The 6,440-nt window shown below is 34.9% G+C and carries 9 protein-coding genes; 1 reads left to right on the top strand and 8 read right to left on the bottom strand.

Translation table 11 applies throughout. From position 1 onward, the window contains the following. A partial coding sequence (gene mnmH, locus KHW44_RS04960) for a tRNA 2-selenouridine(34) synthase MnmH (RefSeq protein ID WP_304066705.1) occupies nt 1-883 on the top strand: 883 nt, incomplete at its 5' end. Between the two features lie 64 nt (nt 884-947). Here the strand turns inward: mnmH and KHW44_RS04955 are convergent. The 8 genes from KHW44_RS04955 to KHW44_RS04920 all read right to left on the bottom strand — a co-directional run. After that, on the bottom strand, nt 948-1,856 hold the full coding sequence (locus KHW44_RS04955; protein WP_304066702.1) for a hypothetical protein: 909 nt from the start codon (nt 1,854-1,856) through the stop codon (nt 948-950). Between the two features lie 33 nt (nt 1,857-1,889). Further along, nucleotides 1,890-2,246, bottom strand: coding sequence for a hypothetical protein (locus tag KHW44_RS04950; protein WP_304066699.1), 357 nt, complete (start codon nt 2,244-2,246; stop codon nt 1,890-1,892). 1 nt (nt 2,247) lies between these two features. Further along, nucleotides 2,248-3,219 carry a phosphate acetyltransferase gene (gene pta, locus KHW44_RS04945; protein ID WP_294684757.1) on the bottom strand — a complete coding sequence of 324 codons (972 nt, stop codon included), beginning with the start codon at nt 3,217-3,219 and terminating at the stop codon, nt 2,248-2,250. Between the two features lie 23 nt (nt 3,220-3,242). Further along, complete coding sequence (locus KHW44_RS04940) at nt 3,243-3,731, bottom strand: DUF4446 family protein (protein WP_304066694.1); 489 nt, start codon at nt 3,729-3,731, stop codon at nt 3,243-3,245. Further along, the gene (locus KHW44_RS04935; RefSeq protein WP_304066691.1) at nt 3,718-4,875 is read right to left on the bottom strand and encodes an aminotransferase class V-fold PLP-dependent enzyme; all 1,158 of its coding nucleotides are present in this window, start codon (nt 4,873-4,875) and stop codon (nt 3,718-3,720) included. The genes KHW44_RS04940 and KHW44_RS04935 overlap by 14 nt, the downstream gene beginning before the upstream one ends. After that, on the bottom strand, nt 4,875-5,510 hold the full coding sequence (locus tag KHW44_RS04930) for a cyclodeaminase/cyclohydrolase family protein (protein ID WP_304066688.1): 636 nt from the start codon (nt 5,508-5,510) through the stop codon (nt 4,875-4,877). Before KHW44_RS04930 ends, KHW44_RS04935 begins: the two co-directional genes overlap by 1 nt. Further along, a complete protein-coding gene (locus KHW44_RS04925) occupies nt 5,507-6,316 on the bottom strand; it encodes a ParB/RepB/Spo0J family partition protein (RefSeq protein WP_294684762.1) in 810 nt (269 codons plus the stop codon). The genes KHW44_RS04930 and KHW44_RS04925 overlap by 4 nt, the downstream gene beginning before the upstream one ends. Next, a partial coding sequence (locus tag KHW44_RS04920; protein ID WP_369680516.1) for a ParA family protein occupies nt 6,316-6,440 on the bottom strand: 125 nt, incomplete at its 5' end. The genes KHW44_RS04920 and KHW44_RS04925, both read right to left, overlap by 1 nt.

The raw sequence follows: 6,440 nt of genomic DNA, 5'->3' as shown, positions 1-6,440 counted from the left end.
AGTGGAAATCTCAACGATTTATGATGCAGGAGATCACGAATGTGCAAAGAAATTGGCGATAAGATATGCATCTGTAAAACTAGAAGACATTTACATGAAGTTATTGGGTTTGAGTGAAAATCGCAACGTCTGCTTGTTTTGTTACAGAGGATCAATGAGAAGTACGGTGCTTTTTAATATAATGAAATCCATGGGGCTTGACATTTACAGGCTAAAAGGAGGATACAAAGCTTACCGTAAACATATTATTGAAAACTTAGATAAGCTTATTAATTCACACGAATACGTAAATATCAAAGGCTACACTGGTGTTGGAAAGACAGAAATTCTGAATATTTTGCAAAATTCTCGCAAAAACGTCCTCAACTTGGAACAACTTGCAAACCACAGAGGCTCCATCCTTGGAAATGCCGGATTGAAAAATCAACCATCGCAAAAAATGTTCGAAAGTTTGTTGTTTGATAAGCTCAAAAGTTTCGATAATTCTCCTGTTTTTGTGGAATGTGAAAGTAGCAAAATAGGAAGAATTAATGTTCCCAAATCTTTGAGACAAAAATACAACGGTTCACATCATCAAGTTATGATAAATTCAAGCCTTCAAGATAGAATAGATAGAATAAAAACAGATTATTTGAAAAATTCCGATGCTTTGGAGGATATTAAAAAAGGGATAAATCATTTGTCCAAATACATTGGCAAGAATAACTCCTCCATTTTGATTGATAAACTAGAGGACGAAGACTACGATTATGTGATAGAAAGTTTGATTACGAAATACTACGACATCAATTACGCAGTCAAAGCAAAAGATTTTGAACTGGAAATAAATAATGAAAATAGCGAAAAGTGTGCCGAAGAAATAATGAAATTTTATGCAAAATAATTCTGTATAAATATGTGTTTTGAATACAGCAAAAGCAGATGCCGTATAAGACATCTGCTTATTTTTATTTTTTGTAAGTTATATCGTTTCTCTTTGCAACTCTTTGTATGTTTTTTTGGTGAGTTTGTAATCTTTTAAGCCTTTTATCATAGACTTTGTCGATTCTATCGTGGATTAGTTCGACTTTTTCGTCGCTTTCAACTTTTTCATCCAACAATTCTTTGAGTTTTTCTTTTAGGTTGGTTTCTCTTTCAATTCTGTCTTCTAATATTTTGGCGCTGTTTTCTATGAAGGATTTCTTGATTTCAACATTTTCTATTCTGTCTCGAAGAGCAGTCCTTATTTCCGACAAATCAGCTTCTAGTGTTTGTGATCCTTCCAACGCTTTGAGCTTGACATCTTTTCTGATTTCGTTCAAGTATGCTTCCAATTTTTCTTGATATTCAATTATATATCTAAATCCATAAGCTTGTTTTACTGAAATCACAACATCTACTGAAAATATAGCTATAAGAATGTAAATCACGAAGTTGTAGTTGCTGTTTTTGATTTTTTCAGTAAGTTCAAGTATGTATTTATTGGAATAATTCATCATGAATATGGACATAACTCCGAAAAACAGTGATGATCTGAGGCATATCAGCCCTTTTATGTTCATAAATCTTTCTGTGTAATCCCAATATCTTACTTTGAATAATTTTTCAATTAAATATCCTGTTATAAACTCCAATACCGTTGCGATTATAAGTCCCGAGAAAAATATTACGATGTAAGAATCGTTAAATCTCTCTATTGCGTGATCAACAAAAAGTGTGATGAACACTGCTCCAAACCCATATATTGGAAGTAATGGCCCGTACAAGAACCCTCTGTTTGTGAGTTTCTTTTGGTTAAAGCTCACCCAGATCACTTCCCAAATATACCCAAAAACTGCATAAAAGAAGAACATATATATGAAATTAATTAACTCCATTTTATCTCCTTAAAGACAAAGATAGGCTTTCACCTATCTTTGTCTTTTTGATTTATTTTTGTATATTATTGTATAAACTAGATGTATGATTATTGCAAACGCAAATGGCATATATATCCTTGTAAATGAAAATTCTTTCAGATATTTTACAATCGCCATTATGGATACTGCCGCACTTGCAATCAAATACAATCTCAATTCTTTAAGAGATGATATGTCCTCATCTCTTCTATCGAAAATCATTTTAGTCACTACTAATAATGATGCTACGAAAACTATCAGCATAATTCTTGTTAAGTTCTTTCCTGATATTGCTATTTCTACTAGAAATCCCGAAAACAACAAGAATACGACATATGTTATTAGTGTGAATAGTCTGTTGTTTTTCACGTTATAATGCTTGAGCTGCTGTGATTAGAGCTAGTTTGTATACGTCTTCTTCGTTACATCCACGAGATAAGTCGTTAACAGGTTTTGCCATTCCTTGAAGGATTGGTCCTATTGCTTCGAATTTGCCTAATCTTTGAGCGATTTTGTATCCGATGTTACCAGCTTGTAAATCTGGGAATACGAACACATTTGCGTGTCCCGCTACGTTTGAACCTGGAGCTTTTTGTTTTCCTACAGATTCCACGATACTTGCGTCAAATTGTAATTCTCCGTCGATTGGTAATTCTGGAGCCATTTCTTTTGCAAGTTTAGTAGCGTTGGCAACTTTTTCTGCAAATGGGTGTTTTGCAGATCCTTTTGTGGAGAATGAAAGGAATGCAACTTTTGGATCGATGTCGTAAAGTTTTGCAGTTTCAGCACTTACAACCCCAACTTCTGCCAATTGTTCTTCTGATAATTCTATGTTGATGGCAATGTCAGAGAATACGTATCTTTCGCCATTTGGTCCTATCATTACCATAGCTCCTGATACAAGCTTAGTGCCTTCTTTTGTCTTGATGATTTGAAGTGCTGGTTTTACAGTGTCTCCAGTTGAGTGAACTGCTCCTGATACAAGACCGTCTACTTCGTCGCAATAAAGCATCATTGTTCCGTAGTAATTAACATCTTTTAACATTGTTCTAGCTTGTTCTTCAGTGTTTTTGCCTTTACGTCTTTCAACAAATTTTTCTACCTTTTCATCGAAATCATCTGCTGTAAGTGGGTTGATGATTTGAACACCTTCGATGTTCAAGTTTTCTTGGTTTGCTAATTCTTTGATTTTAGATTCATCACCTAAAATAACAGGAGTTATGATTTTTTCTTCATTTAATCTAGCTACTGCTTTCAAAATTCTTAGTTCTTCTCCTTCAGGAAATACGATTCTCAAGTTTTTTCCTGAAATTTTTGATTTTAATGATTCAAATATATCCATTTTCTTCTCCTTTATTACATGTTTTATTTTAAAGCTTTCTTCAAAGCTTCATTTTCCTCGTCGCTTAGTTTCTCGCTACATTTAGCGTTTGTTATGATTTTGATATAGCTTGTAGATTGTTCTCTTCCGAAAATCGAAGTTATGATGAGCCCGTTGTCGTTTGCATCCAACAAACATAGTGAATACGACAGTTTGTTTGTCAAATATTCAAACGCATCGTAATTCACAAGCCCTACTTTTTGTAGTGATATAGCTTGCAAATTCTCTACGGATTCTAATGTTTTTTCCAATTCTTCTAGCTTGTTTTTATTCGCAATGATATCCAGTGAATTTTGATTCAAAATATCTTCGATATCTCCATCTTGTGCCCTAAAAAGCGCATCGTATCTTCTTTTGACACGGTTTACTTTTTTGTTGACGATGTTGATTTTACGGAAATTGATTAAGGAAACTAATGCCACAAACACCAAAAGAACTATCAATATTGTGTTCAACGCATTAAATTGCCCCATCTTTGTCTCCTCTGTTGATTTCCTTCAAAGCTTCGATAGCTTTGTCAACTTCTTCTTCTGTGTTGAAATGTCCAAACGAAAATCTTACCGCACCAATATCTTGTGTGTGAATTGTCTTGTGAGCAAGTGGCGCACAGTGAATTCCTGCTCTTGTCGCAATATCGTATTTGTCATCTAAGATGTGTGCTAATTGGCTGGAGCCTATTCCTACGACATTTACAGGCACGACAGGACCTTGGTTTTCATCCAAACTTCCGTAAAGTATTATACCCTTTTCGTCCTTCAAACTATCAATAAATCTGTTTTTGAGTTTGTTTTCGTGGTTTCTGATGTTTTCAAGTCCTTCTTTTTTGATAAAATCAACCCCTGCAGACAACGCGTAAATCGCAGGTCCGTTGATAGTTCCCGATTCTAATCTGTCGGGATATTCGTCAGGTTGCTCTAAATCTTGTGAATGAGATCCAGTTCCACCTTGTTTCAAACTCTTGACATCAATTCCTTCTTTTATATATAAGCCGCCTGTTCCCATCGGACCAAACAAAGATTTGTGTCCCGGAAAACACAACACATCAATCGGCATATTTTTCATATCAAAATCCAAATAACCCATAGCTTGTGCAGCGTCAACGATATACAAAATTCCGTGGGAATGCATGATTTCTCCGATTTTACAGAAATCGACTATAGTTCCTGTCAAATTGCTCATGGCAGTCGTCACACAAACTCTGGTCTTGTCGGTGATGGCTTCTTCAACCTTTTTAACATCCAAAATCCCACGTTCATCTGCGTACACAACAGTCAAATCGATAAATCCATCTTCTTGCATTTTGTGAAGAGGTCTAAGAACTGAATTGTGTTCCAAAGAAGTCGTGATAACGTGGTCTCCTTTTTTAACAAGACCTTTGATAGCGATGTTCAAGCTGTCAGTACAATTCAACGTGAAAATCAAATTAAGTGGATTTGTGCCGCCGATAAATTCAGCGATGTTCATTCTAGAATTGAAAATCGCCCTATCCATTTTCAAAGACAACTTATGCCCACTTCTACCAGGATTTGCGGCAAACTCTCTCGTAGCTTCGTTGAGTTTTTCGTAAACTATCTCTGGTTTTGGAAAACTCGTTGCAGCATTATCGAAATAAGCCATTATACTTCTCCTATTTTCTTGAATGATATTTCTTCGATTTCTCTCAATAAAACTTCTGATTTGTCTTCTAATGCTGTGATTTCCTCTGAAACAGCTGATGCATCACCAAGTTGTTTCATGTTGATTTTGGCATTAAGCATAACTGATTTCATACTAGATTGTAATAAATATGCACTTGCTAAAAGGTCTGTTATTGCATATTTATCGATATATTTTGCGATTTGTTTGATAAGCTCCATAGCTTCCATCATAATTCTCGCAGAAGACATTGGAGATTCAGTAGCAATAACATAACCATCTGCTATCATTTTCTTTCTGTAAGCTTTTTCTTCGTCAGTTTCCTTAGGAAGCTTGTATGCTTGAAGAACTGAGTCGAAGCTTTTAGTGTCTTCAACCATTTTTTCCTTTAATTCTTCAATAATTTCAGTAAGTCTGTCAACATGACTTCTTATTTCTTGTTGAGTTTTCTCATCTAAGGCTTTGAAGACTTTTTTGTCTTCAGTTAGATAAAAACTCATGTTTCCAATACCTACTCCCAAAAGCGCAGTCAACGCACTGATAGAACCCCCACCAGGAAGTTCCTTTGAATTTACATTTTTAATAAATTCTTCTAAAGTTTGATCCATAAACATCATAGCTCTAATATCTCCATAATCCTTTCTAAATCTTCATTTGATAGATATTCTATCTCTATACTTCCGCCTTTTCTTTTCGGCTTAATCCTAACCTTTGTAGAGAATTTCTCCAAGAATCTGTTTTGTATATCCATTAAAAATGGGTCATTTTCTTTGGATACTTTCTCAATCTCTCTGACATTTGTCTTTTTGTTTAAAAGCTTATCCAACAGAGATTTTCTCTTTTTTATATCCTCAATAGCAAGTAAACTTCTCGCTTGTGACGATGTGATGTCTCCTTTTTTCAAGTGTTCCAGTGACAAATCATCCAAGTTCAACAGCCTCAAAGTATTCGCTATATAAGATCTTGATTTGGATAATTTATCTGCTAATTCTTTTTGTGTCAAAGAATAGTTATCCATCAAGTTTTTGTATGCTATCGCTTCTTCAACAGCGTTCAAATCCTCACGTTGAATGTTTTCAATCAAGGAAACTTCTGCGACCTCACTATCTTCCATTTCCTTAATAATCACTGGAATTTCAGATAATCCAGCCTCTAAGCTTGCCAAAAACCTTCTTTCTCCGGCGATTATTTCGTACTTGTCGTCCTTTTTTCTGACGATAATCGGCGAAATAACACCGTATTCCTTGATAGAATTAGCCAACTCTCGTATTTTGTCTTTTTCGAAATGTGTTCTTGGTTGATCTTCTCTTCTAATTATTTTAGATAATTCGACACTAGTAATCGAATCAGAACTTGTCGTTTCAATAATATTTTGTGGTATTAAAGCGTCTAAGCCTCTTCCTAATCCTTTTTTTCTAACCATTATAAAAATTCCTCCGCTAGTCTCATATAAGCAATAGATCCTTTGGAATTTTTGTCGTAAGATAACGCACTCATTCCATAGCTTGGAGCTTCTGCTAACCTTATATTACGCGGTATCATAGTCG

The organism is Finegoldia magna (genome assembly GCF_018371055.1).
Classification (GTDB): Bacteria; Bacillota; Clostridia; order Tissierellales; family Peptoniphilaceae; genus Finegoldia; species Finegoldia magna_I.
Note: the sequence above shows the minus strand (reverse complement) of the source record. Positions and strands in the feature narration are given on the sequence as shown.